Source organism: Paenibacillus lignilyticus (genome assembly GCF_017942085.1).
In the GTDB taxonomy this organism is placed as follows: Bacteria; Bacillota; Bacilli; order Paenibacillales; family Paenibacillaceae; genus Paenibacillus_Z; species Paenibacillus_Z lignilyticus.
This window is the reverse complement of sequence record NZ_JAGKSP010000004.1, coordinates 153,895-178,445: the sequence shown is the minus strand read 5'-3', so window position 1 is coordinate 178,445 and position 24,551 is coordinate 153,895. Positions and strand designations below refer to the sequence as shown.

At 51.0% G+C, this 24,551-nt stretch carries 20 protein-coding genes; 3 read left to right on the top strand and 17 right to left on the bottom strand.

Annotation, left to right across the window (positions count from 1 at the left end; genetic code table 11):
• Positions 1-29: 29 nt before the first annotated feature.
• The 15 genes from I8J30_RS12850 to I8J30_RS12780 all read right to left on the bottom strand — a co-directional run bounded on the left by I8J30_RS12850 (position 30) and on the right by I8J30_RS12780 (position 19,991).
• Positions 30-935: a carbohydrate ABC transporter permease gene (locus I8J30_RS12850; protein ID WP_210655347.1), complete on the bottom strand. Its 906-nt coding sequence runs from the start codon at positions 933-935 to the stop codon at positions 30-32.
• Positions 932-4,057 carry an extracellular solute-binding protein gene (locus I8J30_RS12845; RefSeq protein ID WP_210655349.1) on the bottom strand — a complete coding sequence of 1,042 codons (3,126 nt, stop codon included), beginning with the start codon at positions 4,055-4,057 and terminating at the stop codon, positions 932-934. Before I8J30_RS12845 ends, I8J30_RS12850 begins: the two co-directional genes overlap by 4 nt.
• Positions 4,058-4,123: 66 nt before the next feature.
• Positions 4,124-5,566, bottom strand: coding sequence for an extracellular solute-binding protein (locus tag I8J30_RS12840; RefSeq protein WP_210655351.1), 1,443 nt, complete (start codon positions 5,564-5,566; stop codon positions 4,124-4,126).
• 96 nt (positions 5,567-5,662) lie between these two features.
• Entirely contained in the window at positions 5,663-6,709 is a 1,047-nt protein-coding gene (locus tag I8J30_RS12835) for a LacI family DNA-binding transcriptional regulator (protein ID WP_240547758.1), read from the bottom strand.
• 348 nt (positions 6,710-7,057) lie between these two features.
• The gene (gene bglX / locus I8J30_RS12830; RefSeq protein ID WP_240547759.1) at positions 7,058-9,199 is read right to left on the bottom strand and encodes a beta-glucosidase BglX; all 2,142 of its coding nucleotides are present in this window, start codon (positions 9,197-9,199) and stop codon (positions 7,058-7,060) included.
• Between the two features lie 14 nt (positions 9,200-9,213).
• The gene (locus I8J30_RS12825; protein ID WP_210655353.1) at positions 9,214-10,023 is read right to left on the bottom strand and encodes a sugar phosphate isomerase/epimerase family protein; all 810 of its coding nucleotides are present in this window, start codon (positions 10,021-10,023) and stop codon (positions 9,214-9,216) included.
• Positions 10,024-10,025: 2 nt separating this feature from the next.
• The gene (locus I8J30_RS12820) at positions 10,026-11,102 is read right to left on the bottom strand and encodes a Gfo/Idh/MocA family protein (RefSeq protein ID WP_210655355.1); all 1,077 of its coding nucleotides are present in this window, start codon (positions 11,100-11,102) and stop codon (positions 10,026-10,028) included.
• Between the two features lie 19 nt (positions 11,103-11,121).
• On the bottom strand, positions 11,122-11,955 hold the full coding sequence (locus I8J30_RS12815) for a phytanoyl-CoA dioxygenase family protein (protein ID WP_210655357.1): 834 nt from the start codon (positions 11,953-11,955) through the stop codon (positions 11,122-11,124).
• A gap of 1,099 nt (positions 11,956-13,054) precedes the next feature.
• Positions 13,055-13,819, bottom strand: coding sequence for an SDR family NAD(P)-dependent oxidoreductase (locus I8J30_RS12810; RefSeq protein ID WP_240547760.1), 765 nt, complete (start codon positions 13,817-13,819; stop codon positions 13,055-13,057).
• Positions 13,816-14,109, bottom strand: a complete 294-nt coding sequence (locus I8J30_RS12805) for a hypothetical protein (RefSeq protein WP_210655359.1) — start codon at positions 14,107-14,109, stop codon at positions 13,816-13,818. The genes I8J30_RS12810 and I8J30_RS12805 overlap by 4 nt, the downstream gene beginning before the upstream one ends.
• A 164-nt stretch (positions 14,110-14,273) precedes the next feature.
• The gene (locus I8J30_RS12800) at positions 14,274-16,217 is read right to left on the bottom strand and encodes a DUF8034 domain-containing protein (protein WP_210655361.1); all 1,944 of its coding nucleotides are present in this window, start codon (positions 16,215-16,217) and stop codon (positions 14,274-14,276) included.
• A gap of 55 nt (positions 16,218-16,272) precedes the next feature.
• The gene (locus I8J30_RS12795) at positions 16,273-17,049 is read right to left on the bottom strand and encodes an SDR family NAD(P)-dependent oxidoreductase (protein WP_210655363.1); all 777 of its coding nucleotides are present in this window, start codon (positions 17,047-17,049) and stop codon (positions 16,273-16,275) included.
• 29 nt (positions 17,050-17,078) lie between these two features.
• The gene (locus tag I8J30_RS12790) at positions 17,079-17,792 is read right to left on the bottom strand and encodes a GntR family transcriptional regulator (protein WP_210655365.1); all 714 of its coding nucleotides are present in this window, start codon (positions 17,790-17,792) and stop codon (positions 17,079-17,081) included.
• A 262-nt stretch (positions 17,793-18,054) separates the two neighbouring features.
• Positions 18,055-19,095 carry a Gfo/Idh/MocA family protein gene (locus tag I8J30_RS12785; RefSeq protein WP_210655367.1) on the bottom strand — a complete coding sequence of 347 codons (1,041 nt, stop codon included), beginning with the start codon at positions 19,093-19,095 and terminating at the stop codon, positions 18,055-18,057.
• Between the two features lie 29 nt (positions 19,096-19,124).
• Complete coding sequence (locus tag I8J30_RS12780) at positions 19,125-19,991, bottom strand: phosphogluconate dehydrogenase C-terminal domain-containing protein (RefSeq protein ID WP_210655369.1); 867 nt, start codon at positions 19,989-19,991, stop codon at positions 19,125-19,127.
• A 159-nt stretch (positions 19,992-20,150) separates the two neighbouring features.
• On the opposite strand from I8J30_RS12780, the gene I8J30_RS12775 reads away from it, so the two are divergent.
• From I8J30_RS12775 to I8J30_RS12765, 3 genes are all read left to right on the top strand, one after another.
• Positions 20,151-21,008, top strand: a complete 858-nt coding sequence (locus tag I8J30_RS12775) for a sugar phosphate isomerase/epimerase family protein (protein WP_210655370.1) — start codon at positions 20,151-20,153, stop codon at positions 21,006-21,008.
• The gene (locus tag I8J30_RS12770; RefSeq protein WP_210655372.1) at positions 20,974-21,609 is read left to right on the top strand and encodes a GntR family transcriptional regulator; all 636 of its coding nucleotides are present in this window, start codon (positions 20,974-20,976) and stop codon (positions 21,607-21,609) included. The genes I8J30_RS12775 and I8J30_RS12770 overlap by 35 nt, the downstream gene beginning before the upstream one ends.
• Positions 21,610-22,315: 706 nt before the next feature.
• Complete coding sequence (locus tag I8J30_RS12765) at positions 22,316-22,552, top strand: hypothetical protein (RefSeq protein ID WP_210655374.1); 237 nt, start codon at positions 22,316-22,318, stop codon at positions 22,550-22,552.
• Between the two features lie 173 nt (positions 22,553-22,725).
• Here the strand turns inward: I8J30_RS12765 and I8J30_RS12760 are convergent, their stop codons facing one another.
• Both I8J30_RS12760 and I8J30_RS12755 read right to left on the bottom strand, forming a co-directional pair.
• Positions 22,726-23,727 carry a zinc-dependent alcohol dehydrogenase gene (locus I8J30_RS12760; RefSeq protein WP_210655375.1) on the bottom strand — a complete coding sequence of 334 codons (1,002 nt, stop codon included), beginning with the start codon at positions 23,725-23,727 and terminating at the stop codon, positions 22,726-22,728.
• Complete coding sequence (locus I8J30_RS12755; RefSeq protein ID WP_240547761.1) at positions 23,724-24,536, bottom strand: sugar phosphate isomerase/epimerase family protein; 813 nt, start codon at positions 24,534-24,536, stop codon at positions 23,724-23,726. Before I8J30_RS12755 ends, I8J30_RS12760 begins: the two co-directional genes overlap by 4 nt.
• Positions 24,537-24,551 lie beyond the last annotated feature (15 nt).

The window sequence follows — 24,551 nt, the reverse complement described above, 5'->3', positions numbered from 1 at the left end:
CTTCTCCCAATTCGTGATACACTGCGGACTTAGTCGGAGTCGCCGAACAAGCGCCAGCACAGTTTAGAAAATCCGTAAACAATAATGAGCAAGACGACGGAAACCGCAGAAGCGTAACCCATGTCATAGCGCAGGAAACCGTAGTCCTCGATATGATTGATCATGAGCTGCCCGGCATTTTGCGGCGTAGGATTGGCGCCTGAGAGCTGCACGCCAATGGCTCCGGCCTGGAATGTGCCGACGACAGCCATAACGGCCCCGAAGAGCATTTGCGGCTTCATGCTCGGAATGGTAATGTACCATACCTCTTGAAGACGGTTGCGAATGCCATCGATATAGCCGGCTTCGTACATCTCGCCGTTAATGTTGAGGATACCTGCGAGCATCGCCAGGAAGCCGACGCCCATACTGTTCCAGAGCGATACGGTCACCATGATCGGCATCAGATAATGCGGCGATTGTGTCCACTGAATCGGCTCGTTGATAATCGCCAGACTCATTAAAAAGTGATTCAAATAACCGGAAGCATTACCGCTGAAAATAACGAGCCACACGACAGCCATCGCTACCGCTGCCGTGAGCGATGGCGAATAGATCGCCAATGCGATAACGGTACGTGACTTCTTCGGAATTTGCGCCAGCAGCCAGGCGAGCCAGAAGGATAATAAATATCCTCCAGGGCCGACCAGAAGCGCAAATTTAAGCGTGTTGGGCAAGACGAACATCATGAAGGCATTATCTTGCGTAATCAGGTTTACATAGTTGGTCAGTCCGATAAACTTAGGCGTTTGGATCGAGTTGAAATCGGTAAACGACAAGTAAATGGCGGAAACGACCGGAACTACGACAAGCAGTGAAAAAATGATAAAAAACGGACTAATAAATACAAAGGCGTTAAATTCGTTTTTTATGGCTTTTGCAGTCGCAGGCTTCACTTTTCATCACCTCGTTTGGCCATGTCTGACATATTCGGCATCATCGGCACATGTAACGGTTTGACAACTTTACCGTTCTTGAGATAACCGAAATCCGTAAGCTGTTTCTTAATTTCGCGATTGCCGTTAATGACGGCGTCTTCCATCGCCCTTCGCGCATTGTAGCCGTCGAAGACGACTTTGTTCCAAGCGTCGCTTATTTCCCGCTCGACCATGTAATCGCCGAAGAAGCGCGGAATATCCCATAGCCATTTCCATTGCTCTTGAATGACTTCAATATCTTCCTTCGGCCAGGAAAGCTGGCTGAACGCTTCTACGTTGGCCGTATTCCACTTGTAAGTCGGACCATAGATCGCTTCCAGATTGTTACCGAAGCGAACTTGAGCCTCTTCGGAGGTCCACCATTTCAGGAACTCCCACGTGTTGTCTTTCTTCTTGCTGCTGTTGAACATAATCGCTGTAGCGCCCGTTCCCGGAGCAGTCCGGTTTACGACGCCGTCCTTGCCTTTAACGCCGGGGTAAGGAGCGATTTTCCACCAACCGGCAAGCTCGGGAGCCGCCGCTGTCAGTTGGATATAAGTAGAGACATCAGCAATACCGATCGGCAAGCTTCCGTCGCGGAACTGGTTATAGAAGCTCGGTACCTGAAGCGGAACGCTGTATACCGTAAACATGTCCGTCATTTGCTTTAATCCCGCCAATGCCTCATCCTGATCGATCGCGGTGCGGAGGCCATCATCGGTGTACAGCTTGCCGCCTGTTTGATAAATAAACGGAACGGTGTTGTTATAAGGCTTGAATCCGCCCGTTTGCGACAGCGGCAGGTAGAAGTTCATCCCGAAACGCTGCAGCTCCGGCAGGATTTGTTTTACCTCGTCCATCGTATCGGGTACGGGAATATTCAGCGCATCGAGAATATCCTTCCGGTAGAACAGCACCCAGAAGCTTTGCGTTTCCGGTAATGCATACAGCTTTTGATCGAAAGTGACCGGAACCAGCGCACCCGGCGAGAACCGTTTCTGCACGTCGTCAAAGCCTTCGAATTGATTCATGTCCGCTAACGCTCCGCGCGCGGCAAGGCGGAAAGGAATGTAGTTGCTGACGCCAAGTGCCGCGTCAGGCGCATTGCCGGCAGCGCTGGCAAGCACAAGCTTTCCTTCGTCCGGCATAATGGAGAGCGTTACTTTAATGCCTGTTTTCTTCGTGAATTCTTGATTGATCAGCTGCTGCATCTGGGTCACGTTCTGACGCGAACGGTTTACCCATACTTGCACGGCGTCCTTATCGTCGGCGTTTACTTTGGAGTAGTCGCGCGTGAACGATTTGAAGAACGCGCCGATGCTGTTCCATAACGATTTGAAGAAACTCGCCTTCTCGCTTGGCAGCTTGCTGTCCGAATAAATATAGAACCGATCCAGCTGGAGCGGCTGTCTTGGCAGCTTCGTGTTAATGACACCGAGCGTCTGCAGCACAGAGCCTGAACCTTCGGACAGTCGGTTAAATTGATACGGAATTTTCTCCGGTTCCTTCGACATGCGCTCCAGCGTTTCCGCCGCAACGAGCAAATTACTCGCTTGGTCCGGATTAGCGCCCGCAAGCTTTTTCAGCGCGCCGTATTGCTTGCGCAGAATCGAGGCGAAGCCTTCCAGCTTCTGCGGCAAATCAGGCATCTGCTTCGTAATGTCCCAGTCCCGATTCACGTCCATCGTATTGCCGGTCGCCATCTTAATCTCTAGCGCCAAGGTGTTAATATCCCACATGACATTCTTAATCGTTTGAATGACTTGTCCATAAGGAGCAGCGTCGGCGCGGAGCGAAATTTCATGTTCTCCCGCTGTAAGCGCGAATTGATACGCTTTGCCGTCTTTGCCTGACAAGACCTCGTTACGCCACTCATCCGTGTACGGGAAGGCGTACTCATTCACTTCTTTGAATGGCACTTTGCCATCTATCATTAAAGTGCGATATACGGGCATGCTCGTTTTGCCAGTCTGCAAATACTTGAATGCCAGTTGGTAAGAGCCCGCCTTATCGACTTTCACTTTCCAAGTAGCCCGCTGTCCGCCCACTTGCCACGCCTGCTCGTTCTCTTCGGCGTTTCCGCTGGTTGCAATCGTTTCTCCACCGAGTGTATTTAACGTGACTTTGCCGTCTCTATGAGGAACAACAGTTGCATCTCCGCTTGCAATCGCGCGAATCGACGGCTCCGATTTCGAAATCGGATGCTCGGCTTCCACGACAATGATGGATGAGTCTGCTTTAGACAAGCTGTTTGCTTTCGCATATTGCTCGTACTGCGGCAGTACCTCCGGAGAAGAAATGACGATTCGGCCAATTAGTGCCGCTTCGCGCAAATTCATAAGTTTGATGTTGTTCGTGCCTTGTTTCAGATAGAACCGCAGCGGTTCCGCCGTGAAATAACTCGCATCCATCAATGGAGCCGTTTGCCATTGCTTAATTTGCTTCTGGCTTGCCGGCGTCTCATTCCCGAGCGCATCTCGGTCGAATGTCGCGTTTTCATCTGTCCACAGCTTCGGAAGCACAACTCTTCTGGATTCGAAAAACGGATATGTTCCGTTTACTTCAATAGCCCGCTCAATCGGAATAATTTTATCCGATGTCGAGTAATAGTCGATTTTAATTTGATAGAGCCCATCTTGAGGCGCAGTTACATTCAAATCGATCGCATTCAAGTCATCTGTCCATGAAAACACCGGCTCATCGTAGCCGTTCGAATCCGAAGTCAATGAAGCCTTGCCGTTCGGCGTTACAAATTGATTAGGATGAATAATGATATCCGTTGCCGCGTCTTTGATCCCTTTGGCCTGCCATGCTTTGAGCACGTCGCTGTAGGCATCCTCTACGACCTTCTTGACAGGGGAGTCTTCTTCCTCGTCGCCTGCCGTATCCTTTACTTCGTCCTGCTTGCCGGCACCCGAAGAAATTTCGCTGCCGCCACCGCCAAATAAACCATCCAAAATATCGTCATTATCTTGTTTATCTTTGTCTGGCGCAGCAGCCTCATCAGCCTGCGCGATGGAACGACCATCGAAGGATACAGGTACTGTTGTCGCCAGGAGCGAAACAAATATAATTGCAGCTAATAATGGTTTGAACTTCATGCTTTCACCCCAGTAGAACAATTTTTCCTCCCCTAAGAGGGGAGGAAAAATTGTGATTACTTGCTTTTATTTTGTTGCTTCGGTAATTTTAGCCATTGCGTTGTTGTAGTACTCCATCGATTTCTCTTGAAGCTCAGCAGCCACGTCTTCCGGTCTTGCTTCGCCTTTTTGGAACTTCTCGTTGTACTTGTCTTTCACTTTGGCTGTGAAGTCTGCAAAGCCCGGTTGGTATTTGAATGTTTCAAGCACGCCGGTTGGGATCGATTTTACGATATCTTTAACGCCCGGCGTTACGAAGTCTTGCGCCAACCATGCTTCCCATACAGTTGGATCGTTAACAAGCGGCATGGAAGCCAGCGGAGACTCGTCTTTAATACGTGCCAACCAGCCGTCTTTGGAATAAGTCATCCATTTCAGGAACTCGACTGCTTCTTTCTTATGTTTCGAGCTCTTCGTTACACCTGCATAATCCGTAACGAGTCCGGCTTTTTGTTGTTGACCGTCATAGCCCGGAACCGGAAGGATATCCCAGTTGAATTTCAAGTTTTGTTTGTACCAAGTCAAGCTCCAAGTTGCATCGAACACCATACCGACTTTACCGATGTTGAAGCCGCTGATGTCTTTGCCGTACCATTTGTCTTTTTGTTCTTTCTTGTAGCTTTGAAGCGACGATTTGTCTTTCATACCGAAGTTCGTTGCCCAGTTAACGGCTTGCGCCCATGCCGGGTTTGTGTAGTTATACTGCGTGCCGTCCCATGTCGAAGCGCCCAGCGTATTATCGATGTTAGGGATCAATACGTCAGCCATGCCCGCTGCGCCATCTATACCGAATTGCTGTTCGTTAAAATTCGTAAGCTTTTTGGAAATATCCTCGAGATCAGAAACGGTCCAGTTAGCGCTAGGAATTGGAATATTCGCTTTTGCAAACAAATCTTTGTTGATGTAGACGCCCCATGAGAAGAGTCCGTGCGGCAATGCAAACTGCTTGCCGTTATATTTACCCGTGTCGGCCAAGTTGCCGTAAATTTTATCAGGAGCAAAATCAGGATCCTGTTCCAGATAAGGAGTCAAATCTTCAAGCCAGCCGCTGCCTACAGCGAGAGGCACGTTAAACAACCAAGTTACGTCGGGAAGTTTGTTAGCCGCTGCTGCAGCTGCCAATTTCTCATCCCAAGGCCAATCCATCGATTTATCGATTACTACTTTAATGTTCGGGTGAGCGGCTTCGAATGCTTTGATACGTTTCATCTCAGCACCGTTGTCTGCTTTATCGCCCCAAGTTCCGTATGTGATCGTTACAACTTCATCCGTTGCCGCAGGCTCTTCCGCAGCCGGCTCTTCTGCTGGCTCCGTAGTCGTGTTTGTCGCCGTATTATTGGTCTCTGTTGTGTTGCCCGTATTCGTGTTCGTTGCTGTGTTGTTCGCATTGTTGCTGCTGCTGCCGCAGCCGGCAAGTACAAACGATACAGCCAGTACCATTAGAAGCAACATGCTAATTGACTTTTTCATTCCAATTCTCCCCCAGCTCGTGAATGTAGATTTGGTGATTCTTAGTCGACTTCCCCATAAACACAATCAAGCTTGACTTGCTCCTTTACTGCCCGGTTAACCCTGGTTTCGCCTCCCTTCATGGAATATATAGCTTTCTTCGTTCTCATTGTGAGTGCCTTTGAATCCACAGGATTGACGAATGACCAGCTGTGTAGGAAGCAAGATGGAGTTCTCTTCCTTCTGCACATTGAACACGAGCTGTGTGGCAATCGCTCCCATTTCATATTTAGAATGGCCGATTGTCGTTAACGAAGGTCGAACGAACGGTCCAAAACTAATGTTGTCAAAACCTACGACGGCAACATCCTCCGGCACTCGAATGCCTCCTTCGCGAAGCGCTCGCATAGCGCCTATCGCCATTTCATCATTCGCTGCGAAGATGGCGTCCGGCAGTCGTTTGCATGCCATCATGACCTTCACCGTCTGATAGCCGCCGGCTTCCAAGTAACGCCCTTGCAGGCTGATCTTCGGCGGGACATGCAAGCTATGTTCCGTTAGTGCGCGCTTGTAGCCGTCATAGCGTTTGGAATTGTCGTACGCTGCGAGCGGCCCGCTAAGGAATTCAATTCTTCGGCGCCCCAATTTAATGAGATGCGTAACCGCATCATAAGCGCCTTGTTCGTTCGTGATTAGCACGCTGTGTACGTAATCGCTCTTAAGCTCTCGGTCGAGTACGACGATCGGGAATGACTCAGCCGCTACCTGAAGAATTAAACTGTCCGGAATCGCTGTACCCATAATAATGGCGCCATCCACGAACTTTTCTCTCAGAAACCGATTGGCCGAGCTGTTCTCACCGCCATATGTACTGCAAACAATGAGATTGTAATCATGCGAGGCAACAACTTCCTGTACCCCTTCGATGACTTGACTATAGAAAGGTCCGCCCAAATCATTCAGGAACAGTCCGATCGTTTCACTCTTGCGCTTCTTCAAATTTCGTGCCGCGCCGCTTGGCCGATAGCTTAACTCTTCTGCGGCTCGAATGACTTTCTTTCGCGTTTCCTCACTTATCTTCGGTGAGTTATTCAGTGCGTAAGAAACAGTTGATACGGCAACTCCGGCCATTTTTGCAACATCTTTGATCGTAGCAGCCATCATCAATTCCACCTCTGGTTCAGCCTGTTGAAACGTTTCGAAAGAATAAAGTAAAATTCCCCCATATGAAACGCTTACATTACTCATCAGCGCTCAAACTTAAATTCACAGTCATAGAGGGGATATTTATTTAAAGAACTACCCTTTTCACTCGTAGAAACGTTTCACAAACACATAATAGCACAGATTTTTGGAAGTGAAAAGGCTTTCAACAGATAAAATTGATCTTTTTTTTGTTAGGAATTTGTTAGTTCTTGGGTTGGATTCCCAAATTAATATCTAACAGAGTCGAAACGATTCGATAGAAAATGGAAAAACCCCCGAAATATCGGGGGTTTTCCGAAAGATGAATTAAATGACTTCGAATTGCCCTTCCAAACCTTCCGCACTGCTTGGGCCGATCCAGAGCTTAAACTTCCCTGGCTCTACCACGAATTGATGCTCTTGATTAATAAAACCGAGCTCTTCTTTCGCCAGCTGGAACGAAACGGTCGTGCTTTCGCCGGCTTGCAGCGTAATTCTGCGGAAGCCCTTTAGCTCTTTCACAGGTCTAGTCACGCTTGCTGCCTCATCGCATATATACAGCTGTACGATTTCGACACCTTCGCGAGTTCCCGTATTTTGCACCTTAGCAGATACGTTCAGCGTTTGGCCAAGCGGAAGCTCGGCTTGCTCGATCTGCAGCTCTTCATAGCTGAAGCTTGTGTACGTCAGACCATGACCGAACGGGTACAACGGTGTGATATCGGCATCGACATAACGTCTCATATGCGGTCTGCCGGTTTTCTTCGCGTTATAGTAGATTGGCACTTGGCCGGCATGTCTCGGGAACGTGACAGGCAGCTTGCCGCTTGGGCTTGCTGCGCCAAACAGAATGTCGGCGATCGCCGGGCCTGCTTGCACGCCGAGCTGCCAAGCTTCAACGATAGCCGGAATATTCGCATCCGCCCACTCCAGCGTAAGCGGACGTCCGTTAGCAAGAACTACGACAACCGGAACGCCGGTCGCATGAATGGCTTCAAGCAGCTTCTGCTGGCATGCCGGGATATCTAGCGATACGCGGCTGTTGTTCTCGCCGCTCATATCCGCATTCTCGCCTACTACAAGTATGGCGATATCACTGCTGACCGCAGCCGATACCGCTTGCTCGAGCTCTTCAGCGGTGCCGTCCAGCACGCCTGAGCCCCGTGCATACACAACTTCGGTTTGATGCTGATGAGCAAGTGCCCGTATGCCTGCCAATACGGTGATGACATCTTCAGGTCTTCCTTGTCCGCGCCAGCAGCCCAGCTGTGCCTCGCGATCATCGGCAAACGGACCGATAACCGCCAGCTTGCGGACAGACGGCTTGAGCGGAAGCGTGTCGTTCTCGTTCTTAAGCAGCACGATCGATTGACGCGCCATTTCACGCGCGGTTTCCATGTGCTCGGCATGCAGCATAAAGGTGCCTGCCAATTTATTGTCTACATAAGGATGCGTGAACAGGCCAAGCTGATGCTTCACACGCAGAATACGGCGAACGGCATCATCAATCTCGCTCTCGTTAACCTCGCCTTTCTCAATCAACGCAGCCAGATGCTCATGATAGATAAGGGAGTGCATGTCCATGTGCATGCCTGCTTTGATCGCTTGCAGGCCGGCTTGCTCACGGGTTGCGGCATAGCCATGCTGGACAAGCTCATCTACGGATTCCCAGTCGCTGACGACGAAACCTTTAAAGCCCCACTCATCCTGCAGCACGTCCTTGAGCAACCAGCGGTTGCCGGAAGCCGGCACCCCGTTTATTTCATTGAATGCCGCCATAATCGTGCCTGCGCCGGCATCGAGCGCCGCTTGAAACGGCGGGAAATACGTTTCGCGCATCCGCGTCTCCGACACGTCGACCGTGTTGTAGTCGCGGCCGCCTTCCGCAAGTCCGTATGCGGCGAAATGCTTCGGACAAGCCATTACATGCGGCCGATCCGTCCAATCATTTCGCTGAATCCCTCTAACGCGAGCTCTGGCAACGGAAGAAGCCAGGTAGGTATCTTCCCCTGCTCCTTCCGCGATTCTTCCCCATCTTGCGTCGCGGGCGATATCCACCATCGGCGCAAGAATCCAGTTGATGCCGTCCGATGAAGCTTCACGTGCCGCAATCGCTGCCGTTTCTTCCAGCAGCTCCGGATTCCAGCTGGAAACCTCTGCAAGCGGAATCGGGAAAGTCGACCGATAGCCGTGAATGACGTCATCCGCGAACAGCAGCGGAATACCCAGTCTGGACTCTTCAATCGCAATACGCTGCAGCTCATTGACCGTGTCCGCTCCGCGAACGCCAAGAATGGAGCCCACCATGCCTTCTTCAATCAGCTCGCCATCGGACTCTTCGTCAAATGTACCCAGCTGCGTCAGTTGGCCGATTTTCTCCTGCAGCGTCATCTGCTCAAGCAGCGACTCGATAGCGGCTTCCTTCTCCGCATCCAGCCGGAATGGGGTTTTCTTTACGTTGCTATCCATAGTAAGCCGCCTTTCTATTCGATATCCGCGATGCAAGACTTCAGATAGGCAATCGACTTGGCAGTCGCTTCCGCGAGAGTACTCTTCGCGCCCGTGCCTTCCTCATGCACCAGCTCGAATGTCAGCCAGCCTTTATAATCGATGTCGGATACCGCTTGCAGCACCCGTTTCATATCGATGTCACCAACAGTCAAATCCTCGCTGTAGATGCGTCCGTTCTGATTGCGGAAGTGGAAGGCGTAAATCCGATCCGAATACGTCCGAATCATTTCCACAGGGTTCAAACCTGCAACGTGCGCCCAGCCCGTATCAACGCACAGACCTACTTCTTGGCTTGCGTACTCGATAACGGCACGCAGATCGCCTTCCGCATTGTGTTTGTCCGAAGCATGGTTGTGCAAGCTGACTTTAAGACCAAGACCGCTGACAGCTGCCGCGATGCGGGACAAATTGTCGCCGATTTGCTTGAATTCTTCTTCCGTCTTCGCCTGCGGAGCATCCCAGCCGCCCTTCGGATCGGCATTAATGACGAGATCCGTTCCGCCTGCTTCCACTACACGCTTAGCGACAGGTATAACCGTTTCTTCAATGTTCAACGTTTCGAACGGTTCATGCAGCTGCAAACCAACGTATGCACCGGAAATCGCTAAACCGAATTGTTTTGCCAATGCTGCCAGCTCCGGAGTTGGATCCAGCTCAAGCGCATTCATGCCTGCTTCCGCGCAGTTGCGGAAAATTTCTTCCATGGACGGATCTTTGCCATCCTTCCAATATTCACACTGGTAGCCATAGAGCCCCGTGGAGAAGCCTTTATTCGTAATCATGCTTATTTCCTCCTCAGAACAACTGCCTGTTGACTTGCAGCAGCATCATAGATCGATTGTAAACACAAGAAATTGAAGACAGCCTGCTCGTTCACTACCGCTGGCGACTGCTGGCCTTTCACTTTCTGGTAGAAGAAGTGAATCGGGTGGTCCATGTAACCGATCTGACCTTCGTACGGAATCGTATTTTCGTTAGTTATAACTTCACCATTCTTGTCCGATTTAACCAGAACTTGGTCGGTCTCGAAGTACGGCGACCATTTGACTGCGCCATTCGTGCCTTCGATTTCGACCGTGTAATACGGTTCGCCATGCGTACAGGAAGCACGCTCGTATTGGACCCAGACCGATTTGCCGCTGGCTTGCTGGAATTTCAGCATAGCGCCTACGTGACCTTCGATGTCATATACGACATCCTTGGGATCAATGTCGGTTTCCGGCTTCGCTGTCCAAGCAGAAGCAACCTCAACGCTCACCGGCTGCAGCATATCATTCAGAAGCGTGAAATCATAAGGACCCCAGTCCATGACGATGCCGCCGGCGGCTTTGGATTTATCCAAGAACCAACGGCTCTCGGGTTGATGCTCAATACCGGGACGACCGCGTTGACCGCGGAAGACGAATGAAATTTTGTATACATCGCCGAGCTCGCCCGAATTCAAAATGCGTTTCACTTCATCCGTCTTCGGTACCTGCAAGAAACGCACACTGCAGCAGCCGAGCATGCGGTTATTCGCTTTGGCGATTTCAAGCAGCGCTTCTGCTTCTTCGCGATTCATCACTAACGGTTTCTCGCAAAGCGTATGACGTCCGGATTCCAGCGCCATTCGCGACAATGGAAAATGCGTAAATGGAGGCGTGCCGACGATTACGATATCGTCTTCACGCGGCTCCTCGTTCAGCATTTCCTTAGCATCGGTAAATGTTGTAACTTGCGGGAATCGCTCAGCGAAGCTCGCAAGCGCCGCTGGGTTCGGATCCGCAACTTTGATTTCAATGACTTCTTCGCCTTCGATCTTGTAAATCGCTTCAGCGTGGGTCCGGTTAATGACACCGGCCCCAATTAAATAGAATCGCATGATTGAGCGAGTCCCCTTCCTATTCCCAAGGCATTGCTACTGGTTGACCAATGCGGAAGTTACGGTAAACCTCTTTTTCCTTCGCAGTCATCGCATCATAGGTTTCGCGCGGAATTGGAGTATGTGTGCTGGAATTGTACCAGTGACGGTTGAAGATCATAGCCAGGTTCGTACGGCGATCGTCAGAACGGTTCGGCGTGCCGCGGTGCCACATACGAATGTCGCGGATAACGATGGAGCCTGCAGGCATGAACACTTTCTCCGAAAGCATGCCTTCTGCTGCGCGGACGATGTGCAGGTTCGGGTTGATGCTGCCATCAAGTGTATCGTGGTTCGCATTGTCCGGATTCAGGTGCGTACCGCCCGGCCATATTTCAAGCGGACCGTTCACTTCGTTTACATCAACAAGCGGAATGTTCACAACAAGGCTGAACGCCGGAAGCGGAACAGTAAGCTCTGGGAACAACGGCATAATGTCGCAGTGAACAGCTTGATAATCAGAGCCTGGCATAGGTGTATCGGATGCAAAATAAGAACAGTGGAAGCCTCTGCCGAGCACTTTCTCGATAACGCTCATTACAATCGGGTGAGCAATAACTTCACTGTCATTGAACGGCGCCATGAAAGGCAGGAACATTTGCGCACGGTTGGTACCTGTGTTGTAACCGCGTTTGTCGATATACTCGTCGAAGATCGGATCGAATGAGTCACGGATGGTTTTGATTTTCTCGTCGCTCAGCACTTTCTCAAACAAAATATAGCCATTAACTTTCACTTGCTCAGCTGCTGTCTCCAATGTTTCCGGGTTAAGCTGCCCAGTTGCCAATTCTTGCTCTGTCAATTTGATTCTCATAGCAATCGACTCCTTTAGATGTGTTGTATAAGATCAATGGCGGTTAGCCAACGATTCCAATCAGATAAGTACCGGGGCAAAAGCCGGAAGCCATTTTATCCCTCGATTAGCATCGACATCCGAAACTGCAGATATGCGGAACTAACAAGATAGAGCTTCATTTCTTAGACGAAGCAGCAATTCTCACATCGTCATAACCTTCCGAAAATTGACAAGCAGAATGGACCAGCCCAAATCGGACCTACCATGACGCTGTCAGCTCCCTATGAATAATATACATGTTTTTGCCGCTAAGTGAAACGTTTCGACAAATAGAAATTAAGACGGCCATAATTGACCGCAATTAGCAGGTGCGAGGAAGTCGTTTAGAGCGCCGATTTCAGAAACAATTTCACTGATGAGCGACTATCAACTCCTGAAAGCGTTATCTTACTTCACAAGGCAGGATGTTGGCAACTGATGAGATGCAGCGAATGGAGGAGAAAAATGAAGGGTAACGAACCCTACAGCTTATATTTGATGTAAAAACGACCAAAAACCCTCGAATAGTGCCTCTAGGATACGTTACGTTGTAGCATTCCACGATCCCCGCACATACAGAATCCGTGGTCCGCATTCCGCATTCCGCATTCCACACAATTTAGCATCCAACATTTACACTTTCGGTAACTCACATCAATCCGCATCCCACCTTACATGCAGTTTGGCATCCAACATTTACACATTCGGTAACTCATATCTTTCGGTAGTCCACCTTCCACGCACTCAACCTTCCACGTTCCACTTTCAACATGTTTCGAAATTCTAACGAATCGTACAGGTCTTATTTAACCGAAATTCGGGGCTTGGTGATTCTAACGAATCGTACAGGTCTTATTTGGGGAAAATCAGCTCCAATTCACCTAAAAACCCCTAAATAAGGCTTCTACGATTCGTTAGAATTTTTTTGCAGCTATTTTGGTACAAATAAGCCTCGTACGATTCGTTAGAACTTATCCATCATGACCTCAATCCGCCGGTCGGCCGGGAAACAACACCAAAAGACCATCCCTGCTCAGGATGGTCTTCGTCTCGAACATGACTTAGAAGAATTAGTTCTTTAGATTGCTGGCATGACGTTTCCGCCGCAAACGGGAATATAAGCACCGGTAATGAATCCGGCCAGATCGGAAGCCAGGTATGCGACAGTGTTCGCAATATCCTGATCGGTTCCTCTCCGCTTCAATGCTACGCTTTTCTCATAACCTTCATTGCGCTCTGTCCCGTTCGCACGGTCGCGGTCCGAAATCGTCCACCCCGGAGCAACTTGGTTAACCGTAATCTGATGTCTGCCAATCTCCTTGGCCAGAATCCGATAAACGCCGTCCATACCCCGTTTGCCAGCCACATAAGCGGATTGGGTTTCGAAGTTTTGCATCGCACATTCGGTGTTGATGCCGATGAACCGGCCTGCTTGTTTCTCAATCATGGCCGGTGCAAAAGCTTTTGCCAGGTATACGCTTTGCATCACGCAGGATTCAAACTGGCCGCGATAATCCTCAGGCGCCTGCTCCAGAATCGATGTCCAGCCATATTGAATGACGGCATTCGCGACCACGATATCCACATGGCCCAGCTCTGCGTTCACTTTGTCTCTCATGGCAACAATGGCATCCAAATTCGTAATATCTGCTTGGACAATAGCAGCGCGTCTGCCGGTGGCGATGATTTCTTTCTGCAACTCCAGGGCTTGTCCCTCGTTACTGTTATAATGAATCGCAACATCCGCCCCGCAAGCAGCTATTGTGCGAACCATAACTCTGCCTAGTTCTCCGGTTGCCCCGGTTACGAGCGCGGTGCGCCCGGTCAGATCGATTCCAATCATGACTGTGCCTCCTCTTCTTCTTCCGGCAAGGTTGCCGCTGCGGCGTCAATCAGGCTGTCAAACAGATCATCATCCTGTTCGATGGCGGCTTCAACGGCATTGATTTGCTCCTCGGAGCCGGGTTCTTTCGCGAATAACAAGCTGTAATCCCATGTCGTTCCGCGCAGACTGTTCAGCTGAAGCGTAATTTCGTAGGGATGTTTATGGCCTTCGACCTCGAATTGGACGTTTCCTTTGTAGCCATTTTCCTTGTCATGTGTCATCGCTGCGTGAATAATCGTAATGTTCATCGTTCGTTAACCTCCAAAATGGTGGACATGCTTCCGCCGGTGTGCAACTCACTTCTCTTCTACTAATGCCTGCCGGTGGAATGACTTGCCTAAATTATACCATGCCTGCTGCAAATTGCGTAAAAACGGGCAGCATCAGCCGCCCGTTTGCATCAATAGCTTCTTTATTCGGTCCGTCCTGTCAGAAGCGGCTCAACGGATTTCCGCGACCAAGGTCCGTCATAAGTAGGCTCATTCACATAACGAGACATCATAAGGGAGAGGCGAATCGCTGCACCGGGAAGCAATTCTACCTGCAGCCACTTGCTGTTAACCTGTACCGTTTGTCCCGCCTGATCTTCAGTATCCAGCACCGTGGCCGAAATGATGTCATGCTCCCCGAATGTGCCGCCTTGAATGACCACCGTATGCGACTCAAACATCGACGTATTCACCAGATGCAGCGTTGCAGAGTCGTCGCTCAGCTGCTCAACCAATGCTGCCGTGTCTAGCGGGAGCCCCACTCGCTTGCGATCGCCATCGAAATAGCGGAATCTCCCGTGCTGGAAGCCGCCATGCGAAATATGCATCGGTCCGCCGAGCGTCAGCTGCACGAGACTTTCCATGTAGACCGGACACAGTTCCTGCCAGATATGAATACTGGAGAAATCATCATCGTTGTAGGAGCTTGACCATTGCGCCGGATCCCCCATCGGAGAATCCATCCGGTCCAGCTGCTTCGTGATCAGCTTGAAATTCGCATCAAGAATGCGATCCGGATAATCCGGCAGCTCACCGTTCATGTAGCGGAACCAAGGCTCCGTATTGCTTATAAAATGCTTCGTATCCCGTCCGGTCAGCGCATCCTTGCCGGAAACATTCGGAATTACCACTTCATCCCAGTTGTAGCTCTTCGGAATGCGATTAATCCGCTCGAGATCTTCTGCAGCCATCGAAACCGTCCACAGATAGATCGGATACCGAACGCTTGCTTCGCGGAAATCCGCCCAGCCCGCGTCAAAATGCTTGTAAGGCACAACTGTTCGGCCATCCTCCGATTGCTTGCGAAGCGACCAGTTCAAATCGATCTGCCTGCGCGCTAAGCCGAGTTGCTCCATGTCCCCTGTAAGCAAAACCGCGTTCATCGTCGCATTTGTGATCGGCTCGATAACCGTCATGAAACCGTGCGGCCAGCGATAGCCATAGTAGCCGCCCCACCATTTGCCGTCGTTATACTCCCCGATTTCATCATTCAAGCCTACGTTATCAGGGATTAATCCTCCGTTGCGTGCGGCGCGTTCAGACCAAGCCGCCAAGTAGTCCACTACCCATTGTTTATACTTGTCATCGGCTGTGTGCATGAACGCATTTGCGACAAGTCCCGTAGCATTTAAGTTCAGCGGTACGTCACCGCGGTTCATCCGTTCATTCATCATCGATAGCAGATGGGCGTAGATGGTATCGTCACTCCACTTGCATTTGCGCGATGCAAAATCCACACCCGGGATATCTTCATAGGGCGCTAAATAGTTATCCAAAATGCCGCGATGCGTAGACCAATCCTCTGCGGATGCGATAAAACGCGGTCCTTTGCTGCCATTGAGCGGAGATCGAATAAGCTTCTTCTCCTTGTCATAGTTCGGCGCTTCCGCGTCATCGCCGGTATACATGTTAGCGAATCGCACGGCACGCTGCCGATCTTTCAAGAGCGCAGGCCCGGAGAGTCCCAGAAAATAAAAGTATAAATACCCTTCGCCGTGATGCATCCAATCATAATAAGCGTCAAACTCGCGATGAATTTGTCCATATTCCGTCCACTGGAAGGTGATGCCTTCCCAGATTCGGCGGGACGCTTCGTGCAGGAAATCGTCGCCTCCTAAAGCGTGAAGCAGCGCCAAATTCATGAAACCCTCATAGGGATCGTCAGAGCCGTCCATCCCCGGCCAATCATTTCGCCAAATGAGCGTACCGTCCGGCCTTGTATATTTCGCAATGAAACGTTTCGCGGATTCATTCAGGAGGTCGAATAGTTGCCGTTGTTTCACAGCCCAGCCCGGTGCGGTGCCGCGACTCGTTGCCTTCAAACTTGTTTGCAGGGGAAGCGGAAGTTGAAGTGGACTCAAACTCACTTGAAACACATCCTTCTGATGAATTTATGTGATTCGTTCTAAATCGCGGTTCGTTTCAATCCTTCGTGTTCCCTAACGTAAACCCGCCTTCTATCGGGATCAAGGCGCCGTTGACCCAAGATGACTCTTGGCTGACGAGAAATGCGACAGCGCTTGCAATTTGCTCCGGCTTGCCTACGCGGGGATCGTCATAACTCCGATCAGCCGCTTGCTTCGCTGCTTCGGGATCGCCTAGCTTCTGCTGCAGCCACTGCTCTAGGAGCGGTGTTGCGACGCCGGCCGGAAGCAACGCATTAAACCTTACCCCTTCCTTGCGCAGCTCGAAGGCAAGTCCGCGTGTCATATGGTTTAAAGCCGCCTTCATCGTGTCATAGACGAGATTGTCATGCGCATTGATCTGTCCGTTAATCGAGCTTACATTGACGACGGCGCCTTGCGTCTCACGCAAGTAAGGCAGCGCCGCCTGAATCAGAAAGAAACCTGCCTTCACATTGACCGCAAATAACCGGTCCCAATCTTGATGGGTCACTTCGGCAAGCGGCTTGCTGCACACCAGCGCGGCATTATTAACAACGATATCCAGCCGTCCCCATTGTGAAATCGCAGCCTGCACAAGATTGCCCGGCACCGATGGATCGCTTAAATCTGCTTGCACGAACAACGATTCTCCGCCTTGTCGGATAATTTCCGCCGCAACCTTCGATCCTCGTTCCGGATCCCTGCCTGTCACCAACACTTTGGCTCCAAGCTCTGCCAGCTTACATGCCGTTGCTTCGCCGATCCCGCTGGTCGACCCGGTTATAATCGCTGTCTTATTATGTAAGCTCATCATACCTGCGTTTCACCCTGCTTCTCCGGATACTAGATTTCCCCGCCACTGCGAATGATGACATTTAAGATATTTTGCCTGGAGTACGCCAGATGTTTCGTGATCGCTTCCTTCGCTGCTTGAAAGTCTCGCGCCCGCAGCGATTCATAGATCGACAGATGCTGGCGAAAAGCAAGCATCATCATCTCGTCCGTCACATGCGGCTCGCCGAGATTCAAGTAACGATAGTGCATCAGCGATTTGTAAATCTCCACATTTCTACGATTGCCGCTCATCCGGACAAGCTCCAAATGAAACATCAAATCAAAATTGGATTGCAATTCGATGTTGATGCCCGGTCCCTCTGAAATAGAGGCTGCTGCATGCTCGACAAGCGCATCTAAGGCATCGAACTTGGAAGCAAGCAATTCTTCGTCCATGACGCTCAGCTGATCAATGGTCCATAAATCGATCATGAGCCGACTGTTCATAATGTCATTGACGTTATCCTCCATGACGGGATTGACGAAGGTGCCTACCTTGGATACGGTGCGGACGAGCCCTTCCATCTCAAGCCGGTTCAGTGCATCGCGAATCGGAGTACGACTGACGCCGAGCTGTTTAGCCAGCTCAGGAATGAGCAGCTTCTCGTTTGCGCCAAAATGCCGGGCTAGTATTCGCTCCTTAAGCACTTGATAGGTTTGATCCCAAATGTTACTGACAACCAATTTCTCTAACGGCTGCGGTGGAAGCTGACTTGAGGACACGCTGCTAACCTCCTGCTTTCTATATGCGAATCGTCATGTTGTATGTTGTATACAACATTATAGTAATGAAGCTGGATAATTCCGTCAATCCTTTTCTTGGCAATGACAGTACCTTTCAACAGAAAAAGCCCGGGAAGAAGCATGCTGCCTCTCCAGGCTCTCACGATTGCGTGACCGTAACATAAGCGTACTATTCGCTCTCTATCATTTCCCCGGAAATATTCGACTTATTCTTCCGCTTCGAGCTGTCGAATCAGCCGCTCTAAGTGATCGCAATCGTCTTATGCTCTGCTGCGCTCTCATAGACGGAGAAAGCCAAACGAAGCGTAATCAAGTTATCCTCGCCGCTGGTTTGGAACGGTTCGCCGTTAGATAAACAAGCAATAAAATGCGACTGCAGCCGGAAATGGCTTTCTTCGTGATCGAGCGTTGTCTCGTCTTTCACGACTCGCTCCGAAGCTCCGTCTTTCGAAACAACGGTGATTTTGCCGTCCGTGTACATTTTCAAGCTGCCGTTGCTGCCGTCAATGACAAACTGCTCCAAATGCACCGCCTTAACCTGCTCGCCAAGCGGACGGTCCAGCTTCTGCCTGGTTGCCCAGCTCATATCCATGAATCCGTAGAAGCCTTCATGTCCAAGCATGACAATGCCGCTGTCTTCCCCAATAATATGGTTGCTGACCCGCGTCAGCTCTGCCGTTAAGCGCTGCGGTGTCCCGAAGAGAAACCGCCAAGTATCAAACCAATGCACGCCCATTTCGTAGAAAAGCAGCTTGGGCATTGTGCGGAAGAACGGCTGCGGCAGCTCAGCTTCCGGCTCCATGCGCGGGGTGTAATAATCCGTATGAACGTATCTTGCAACATGCAGCTTTCCTAACTCGCCGCTGTCGATAACTTCCTTTATCGTTTGGAACGGCTCCAACCAGCGCCAATTCTCCGTAACCATGAGCCTGACGCCATTTCGCTTCGCGAGCGATACCATCTCTTCCGCTTCTTCCATTGTCGGCGCAAACGGCTTCTGGCACATGATATGCTTGCCCGCCTGCGCTGCTTTTCGAACGAAATCGACATGCGTTTCTGCGCCCGTTACGATATCAATAATGTCTACATCGGCATGCGCAAGCATATCGTCGATATGACTATACAATTGATCGGAAGAAATGTTGTATTTTGAAGCAGCCTTCATTAATTTCTCCGGAGAGCGGTTGCAAAGTGCCGTTATTTGAACACCCGGAATTCGACTCCACGCCTGCAGATGCTTATCCGACCAGAAGCCGGTACCGATTAGGCCAACCTTCCACATGCTTCTATCTCCCTCTCTGTCATGTTGAATTATTTCAGGGCAGGCTTCTCATCCAGATGCAGCATGAGGCGCAGCACTTCATCCAATGATTCCTTCGTAAACACTTGCTTCCAGTCCGGTTTGAAAATCTTATCGTAACCGTAATTGATCGCAATCTTCGCTGCATCGGAGAACGGATTCACATTATTGAACGCGATGGCCAGCGGAATCTGGATATGGCCCAGCATAAACGATCTGGCCGCAGCTTCCGGAACGCCCATGCGGATGACTTCATCCATCGCTTCTTTCATAATACAAGCAGCCGCTGCCGCAACGACTTCCGCCGCTGCCGGCTCCAGCAGCGCCATATGTTCGACTGTAATCCGGTGGCATTGCGTGACCGGCGCAAACATTCGAATGCAAATCTGCTCCGCAATATCGAAGTTTTCCTCGCTGCCTTGCTGAAGCGCTATGACAATATCCTGCTTCGCCGCAATGCCGCCGAACATATCTTTGCGTGCTTCCGGAGTATCCTGCTCTTCAAACAATGCAGGGTGACATGGATGCGTAACGACAAACGTGCAATCATCGCGCAGTGCGACTTGCTTCGCATACGCTGCAGCCGGATCGAGCAAGATGACCGTCGCACCCGGCTTTAACTGCGATACAATCTTCTCACTCAGCGGCCCGATCACGGCATCCGGCACGGCGAGGATGATGTAATCGGCTACAGCAAGCGCTTCGTCGTTAGGCGTAATGGACAATCCGCGCTGCGCGATGCGGGCAATACCATTCTCAGCTTGCTCGCACAGAAGGAGTCGATAATCCGTTTGCTTCAAATTATCCGTGATCCGGCAGCCCATCTTACCTCCGGCACCAAGCACGGCAATTGTGATTTCATTGGGTTGGTTGCTCATTCATCCTGCTCCTTATTAATAGAATAAGTATTATTGAACCTAGCATAACTGATCGACATTCGACATTCAATACAAAATGTATACAATACATATATATTTATTGCCGTCCTCTAAAATAACTGGTATTCTAAGTTCACAAATGCTAGGGAGGAATTCTGTGTGAGACTTGGACTTAGCTCATTCACTGTCACTTGGTCGATCGGCATACCCGGCTATGAGCGCCCGGTTGAACCGCTTACGCATGAAGGACTGATAAAACTTACGCGGAGCTGCGGACTGGATCTCGTGCAAATCGCGGACAATTTGCCGCTCCATCCGCTTTCGTCGGATGAGCTCTTACAGTTGAAGCAAATCGCGGATGAGCAGAACGTCTCCATTGAGGTTGGCACACGGGGAACGGATCCCGCACTGCTGCTGACGTATTTGGATATCGCTCGGACACTGCAATCCCCCATCGTTCGCACGATTATTACAACGCCCGATCTTGCCGCCGCAGAACAACAGCTGCGAGAGGTACTTCCCGCCTTCGAGGAAGAGAACATCGCACTTGCCATCGAAAATCATGGCTTGCATACAACGCTACAACTGGTACAATTATTTGAGAGCTTGAACCATCCGCTTGTAGGCTGCTGCCTCGATACGGTGAATTCTTTTGGCGCGCTGGAGAGTCCGGATGTCGTTATCAAACGGTTAATCCCCTATCTGGTAAACCTGCATATTAAAGATTTCGATATTAAACGGGTTGACCACCAGCTCGGCTTTACGATCCTCGGCGCACCTGCCGGAGCAGGCCGGCTCGATTACGAGCTTCTGCGAGCATCGATTCGGGAGCATGACAAAACGTCAGCCACCGCCATACTTGAGTTATGGACACCGTTCACGGAGTCTGTGGAGCAGACGGCTGCACGCGAACGAAGCTGGATGGAACAATCGATCGCGTATTTGAAATCTATTCATTTTATAGAAGAAAAGGATACTGACTATGGCAACCGTAACGTTGAAAGAGAAAGCGTATGAGCAGCTTCGTGCCTACATATTGGAAGGAACGATTAATTCCAACGACCAGCTGACGGAGAAATATTTGGTGGAGCTGCTCCAGATGAGCCGCACGCCGATCCGATCCGCTCTTGAGAAGCTGGCTGCCGAAGGGCTGCTTAACATTGCGCCTAATAAAGGGCTGAGTCTTCCCGAATTGTCACTGCAGCGGGTCGCGGATTTCTTCGATTTCCGGATTGCGCTGGAAGGTCATATCGTGAAGAAGCTGGCAAATCGTAAGCTCCCACAGGATGAGATCGCTTGGTTCCGTGCTAATTTGCTGATTCAGGAGCAAACTGCCGCGCAGCATGACTATCTGGCATTCACGCATGCGGATTCCGAATTTCATCGTCGCCTGGCACTCGTTTACGAGAACACCGAAATGGTGCAGATGATGGATAATTTGCAGGATCGGCTGTTCCAGATGGCACTCAAGGTGCTTCGCAAGGACTCGAACCGGATCGGGATGTCCTACCGCGATCATTTGGAAATTTTCGAGCTCATTCTCGAAGGCAACGCCGAGGAGGCGAGCCGTCGAATGGTCGAGCATCTGGCGTACGGAGCGCGGATATTAGTACTGTAGTAATATAATGAGTTGCTGAGAGGCTGTTTCTGTCATCGCTTCGATGACGAAGCAGCCTTTTCTATCGGATACGTTAGACGTGCGGTATCTCGTACCGCACAGCGGTGAAAATGGTCCGAATCGAGGTCATGAACGGTTTGGGTACCGCTCATTGGGGAGAAATGTTAGGTTTAGGCTTAAGAGAGGTACTAGATACCTCTCTTGGGCGGTAAAGCAGCTCATCGTGGAATCTACATCGGCGGGAATTCACGGAATTGCGAGCATGTAGCTCACCTAGAGATCTACATCTGCGGAAATCCACGGAAATGAGAGAAAGCAACTCACCTCGGGATCTACATAGGTCAAAACTCGGAGCTGCAATCCCTCGTCACTGTGACTCGAAAGACAAGCAGCTCGCCTAGAGATCTACGTCGGCGGATTTTCACGAAATTGCGAGAATGTAGCACACCCGGAGATCTACATCAGCGAGAATACGTGAAAATGCAAGGATGTAGCTCATCCAGAGATCTACTTCGGCGGAATTCGACGGAATTGCGAGAATATAGGTCATCTAAAGATCTACGTGATCCAAGTCAGGCTGAACGTCATCTTCATTGACGTTTAGCCTGACTTAATTATGTTGCTTACCACGGACACGCGCCAATACGGGCAGGCTGTATGGTTCATAACATAGACCAGCAGTATGTCAGAAGGAGGCATCGCGTCCATGTTCTGCTGGATCGGAAAAGTCATCATCGTGAAGAACAACGGCACTGTCCTGTTCGGCGATGCCAATATTTTACCGGAGTTTGGTGAAAATCCAGAAGCTGAGGAAGAAGTAGACGAAGAGTTGGACGGAGAAGATGTCCTCGTCGATGAAGAAGTTACCGCAAACCGACGGAAGTCGAAGAAAGGCAAAAAGGCCGCTTCTCCCGTTGGCAAGAAAAAATCCAAGAAACGCTGAATGATGTTCAACGCATACTTGCAGTTTGCGATTCGTGGTTTGCGGTCTGCGGTTCACGCTTCGCGGTTTGCGGTTTGTAGTTCGCAGTCGCGCTTCTCAGCTAACTCCCTGCAAATCGCTTATCGGTTGGTCCCTTGTCCCGCGAATTCTAGGCTTGTCCTAGCGTGCCCTCTTTAAACAAGCGACCAATCAAATACAAAACCAAGCGAATGGTTACGCTGTTCGGCTAAATCCTCATACACGGCAGCCGCTTCCTTAGGCGAAACGACCTCGTACAAGCCGTCTACCTTCACTTTTCCGGCAGCCAGCCATTGCAGCGCCCCTGCCAGATTCGTGAAAATTCCCGGCTCCGCCGCGCTTACGGCATGGGTCGGGATATCCCATTCCCAGCCGCTGCGCAGCACCACATAGTTATAGAAAACATGCTGCAGCAGCTCATGCGCATACGCTTCCGTCTGCCTTCCCCATGGCACGCCGACCATAACGACCTCGCCGTTCTTGCCAACCATGCGGCAGCCGTCGAGTACCGCCTGCTCATGTCCCGAGCATTCCACAACAAGCGCGAATTTCCCTCTCTGAGCAGGATCATCCACCGGCGGCAGATTGGATACCGTCGCACCGCTGCCTGCTCCTGCATCTGATCCACGAGCAGCAGCTTCACGCTTCCACGCAACCGGATCGTAAGCCGTAACGGAATAACCGCTCGCCGCGAATAGCTGCGCCGCCATATTGCCCACCAAACCCAGCCCGCTTACCATCACCCGCTGCGGAGGCCTCGCCTTTGTCGTCGATAACGTCGACATGCTGACGCTCATCATTCTCGCGAAGACTGCCACTGCCGGGGACAAGCCCTCCGGAAGCAGCAGCGCTTCCGTCTCCCTTACACGCTGCACGGAGCGATGCGGTCCCATGCAGAAAGCCAAGTCTCCGGGCTTGAAGGCTTGCACTTCACTGCCAACCTCTTGGACCCGAAAAACCGCGGCATAGCCCGGAATGCTCGTAAAATCAGCCCGCCCAAGATACAACGCGAGCTCGGTACCTGTACTGATTAGCGTAAACAACGTTTCACCTATGATTTCGTTCGACTGCAACAGCTCAGCTCCGCGATCCATCGCTTGAAGTTCGATTTGGCGAATGCCTGCCAGGACAAGTCCTGCATCCTTCCGATGCGTCATCCCAGCAACACCCCGATCGAATCCGCTGTTGCCCGAATATAGTCCGCGGCCATTCGGTATTCGGAATCGCTGTCCAGATGCTCCAGCATGAGCGGCACGTCACGGTCCAGCTTCGCTAATTGACGCAAATATTGCGCATAATCCAGCTTGCCCAGCCCCGGACGCGTTTCGTCCAAATGAACGACCATCGACGATCCGAGCACGATATCCTTGGCATGGCAGCTGCGAATATACGGACCCAGCTTCTCGAAACATTCCTCGATCAAAGCACCGTTGCGGTAAAAGAGCTGCGGACTGGTCACAATGTTGACGGGGTCCAAATGAACGGCAAAGGCTTCCCGATCGATCGCCTTAATGAGCTGCAAGTAGCTGTCCACGGTGTCGGGATACATCCACGGCATCATTTCCAGCGTATAATACGTGCGCTCGGGTTTCACATGATCAATGATTCCGCGGACCGTTTCTACAATCAGCTCGAAGGTGTCCGCAGTCAAATTCGCCGGGTCGTGACCATCCCACTGCTCGCCTAACGAACCGGCAATGTTGACGCAGCAGCGCGCCCCTGCCAGCTCTGCCGTCACGAGCTTCTTCTTGCAGTAGCGGATTGCCTGCTCCCGCACCTCCGGGTCTTGGCTTAGCGGGTTGCTCCACGCCCCCGCTTCTGCAATGACGATGTCCGCCTTAGCCGCAGCGCGAACATAATCCTCGATTCGCGCCGCATCATCCACATCCGGAAAATAAGCAGCCGTATAACCGCGTTCGACGTGCGCGGCAATCCAGCGTTCCGGATCAAGCGTTTGCCTGGCCAATATCGGGCCTCCGAG